Source organism: Pseudomonadota bacterium (genome assembly GCA_018817425.1).
Taxonomy (GTDB): Bacteria; Desulfobacterota; Desulfobacteria; order Desulfobacterales; family RPRI01; genus RPRI01.
The window spans coordinates 1-2,750 of the sequence record JAHITX010000115.1 but is presented as its reverse complement, the minus strand read 5'-3'; the positions used below and the strand labels follow the sequence as shown (position 1 = coordinate 2,750).

The following is a 2,750-nucleotide window of genomic DNA, read 5'->3' as shown; positions in this document are numbered from 1 at the left end:
TCGCCTGTATTTCCCGCTCTTTTGTTCATAGGTTAATTGTATTGCCGGGAAAAACCACTGCCATGTAAAACTCTTTGCTGCATTTTTGTATTTTGCCTCTAATGCATTTACTAAAAAAACTCCGGCATATTTTTTGGCAATATCTTTTTTATGAAGCTCTTTTAATGTTTCAAGATGCTCTCGAAGTTCCGGAAGTATTGTTTCAGGAAGCGGTACTGTTCTGTCTTTTTGTCCTTTTCCATCATGAACCGTTAAAATACCCGCATCAAAATTCATACAGTGAACGCGAAGATTCAGGCATTCAAACAACCGGAGTCCGCAACCATAAAGCAATTTTACAACAAGAGCATACGGCTTTTCCAGCAAGCTCAGGATACTATCAATCTCTTCACGGGATAACACGACCGGAATATAAGGTTTTCTCTTTGCTCTCACAACCCCGTCGATTTTCCCGAATTCCTTTTTTAGAATATGCCGATAAAAAAATAACAGCGAATTAAAAGCCTGGTTCTGAGTGGAAGAAGCTACTTTTCGCTTCACAGCCAAAGAGGTTAAGAATTCTTTAACATCGTCTGCTGAAAGCAATTCCGGGTTCTTGCTTTTTGTAAAAGTCTGGAATTTCCGAACCCATCCTTTATATGTCCTGAGAGTTTTAGGAGAATAATGTCTTACACTTATTTCGTTCTCCAGGCCGGTGTATTCCTTTACCCATGAAGCACCGGTTGCTTGAACAGCGTACTTATTTACCGGTTTGCTGACGGTTTTTAATGAACCGTTAATAGTTGGTGATTCCGTAATAACTCCTGAAACCGTCATGCCGGACTCGATCCGGAAGCCAGAATTGCTTATAATTTCAGAATGCCGGCTTTCGCTGGTATGATGGGGCAAGCTATTATCCTGCTTTGCGGGTCCGTTAACAGCCTCACGAACTAAACAAGCTTTGTGGCTTTTAGAAGAAATATATTTAGGAGAATTTGTTGATTGGGTTTCGAATATTTTTTCTGAGGAGTCATTTGCCTTAACAATCTCATAATATAGAGTTATCGCCATTGCAGACTGGTCTTGTTGCTCTTTAGACTGTTTTTTTTCCTGCAACTTGCTGATAAATCGGGGAAGGCTGTCTTTATGCTCAGGCTGAAAATTATATTTTGCACAAAAGTCCAGATAATAACGCAGCCATTTTTTATAAAATGATTGCAAATTGTTCGGTATTTTTCTATTCCTCAAGCATTTATCAAATTGTTCGAGTAATTTAGGAGAGATAGGCAGCATAAATAAGTCTCTTTCTATATGAGTTAATAAATAGAATGTTATACGGAAAGATGAAAATATATAATTACAAAAATTCTGTCAATAGATTATTTACATTTCTAAATTAATTTGATAAAAGAACACCAAATATCGTGTAAGTAACTTTTAATTTTAGAATACAGTTTTTTCAATCTTTCAGGGGTTTCTCCCAAATGAGGAGCTATCCAAAACTGTATAATAACTTGTTCGGCAACAAAAGCAGAGAGTTGAATAGGCAAAAAAATGAATGTAAATCAACAACAGGTTAAAAGTGCTACTCAAGAAATTTTACGCCATATTGAAGATGCAGCTACTTCCAAATTAGCTCATTTTAAAATATCTGATAGGAACCAAACATTAGAAAGAAAACTTCAATTGGTAAGTGCAGTTTCTTTTGCGGGAATTGTTGTATTTTGGTTTGTTTCCACCCAATTATATTCTATCATAGAGGCATTTGGCGGTTCTGTGGGACCAGCATGGCGAACTACTACTCAAAATGCCATTCCTATCGGATTTGCCATGGCAAATGTTATTGCGACGACCTTTTTATATTTGTATAGGTTCGGCGAAAAAGCTCACCAGCACCGTGAAGCTGCTCAAAAATATCACCGTCTATGGCGTAAATGTCTGAATTATAGTACCGAATGTCCTGATATTTCCAGTGCAGATGATCTTGCAAGACTGGCTGTATCATATCGGCAAGAATTAAGTGAAATCAATCATAGCTCTCCAGATATCGAAGAGTGGGCATGGAAGACTGTTGATTCAGAGATCGCTAAAGGTGGTCTGGAGTATGATATTAATAAAAAAGCAGACAAGTCTGAGTCATGAATAGAGATAACTATGAAAAAGTATTGTCCATTATCTGTGACGTTCTTAAAGACTGGGAAGGTTCTTGGGCATTAACGGGCGGTGCTTCCTTGTTTGCCAGGGGAATGATTAGCGACACAGAAGATATTGATATTTTAATGACAAAAGAGTGTGCGCTTTTTTTATCAAAACGTTTAAAGCAATACGTGCTTCAAGCAACCGCCTTTTTGGAAAGTAAAAATATAAAATCAATCTTCGGTAAATATCGAATTGAAGGTGTGGTTATTGAAATCATGGCTGAAGTATCCAACAAATCATCTTTGGGTGAGTGGCTTCCCCATACTGAATGGTTACAGCATATAGAAATGATTGAAATTGGAAGGCTATCTGTACCTATGCTATCACTTATATATGAAGCACGAATCAACTCAATTATCGGCAATATCAATCGAGTCAAAATTATTAGTCAGTATCTGCCAAATATCGAATTGAAAAATGCCGAACAAACAAATCCTCGTGCCAAGATAAATCCGAATCGTCGGGATGAGACACAAGGTCTTTGAAATTCGATATTGTTACCCAGTGGGTGCTCGGGAAGAGATTTACTTCCTTCATCCTTGCAGGGCTTGCTCTGGCATTGATGTTAAGAT

At 37.6% G+C, this 2,750-nt stretch carries 3 protein-coding genes; 2 read left to right on the top strand and 1 reads right to left on the bottom strand.

What is annotated here, in order from left to right:
* Nucleotides 1-1,050: phage integrase N-terminal SAM-like domain-containing protein (locus KKC46_19520; GenBank protein MBU1055992.1), on the bottom strand; the 1,050-nt coding region annotated here is incomplete at its 3' end.
* A 483-nt stretch (nt 1,051-1,533) separates the two neighbouring features.
* Between KKC46_19520 and KKC46_19515 the strand changes: the two genes are divergently transcribed.
* Both KKC46_19515 and KKC46_19510 read left to right on the top strand, forming a co-directional pair.
* A complete protein-coding gene (locus KKC46_19515) occupies nt 1,534-2,121 on the top strand; it encodes an SLATT domain-containing protein (GenBank protein MBU1055991.1) in 588 nt (195 codons plus the stop codon).
* A complete protein-coding gene (locus KKC46_19510) occupies nt 2,118-2,663 on the top strand; it encodes a hypothetical protein (GenBank protein MBU1055990.1) in 546 nt (181 codons plus the stop codon). The genes KKC46_19515 and KKC46_19510 overlap by 4 nt, the downstream gene beginning before the upstream one ends.
* The last annotated feature ends 87 nt before the right edge of the window (nt 2,664-2,750 follow it).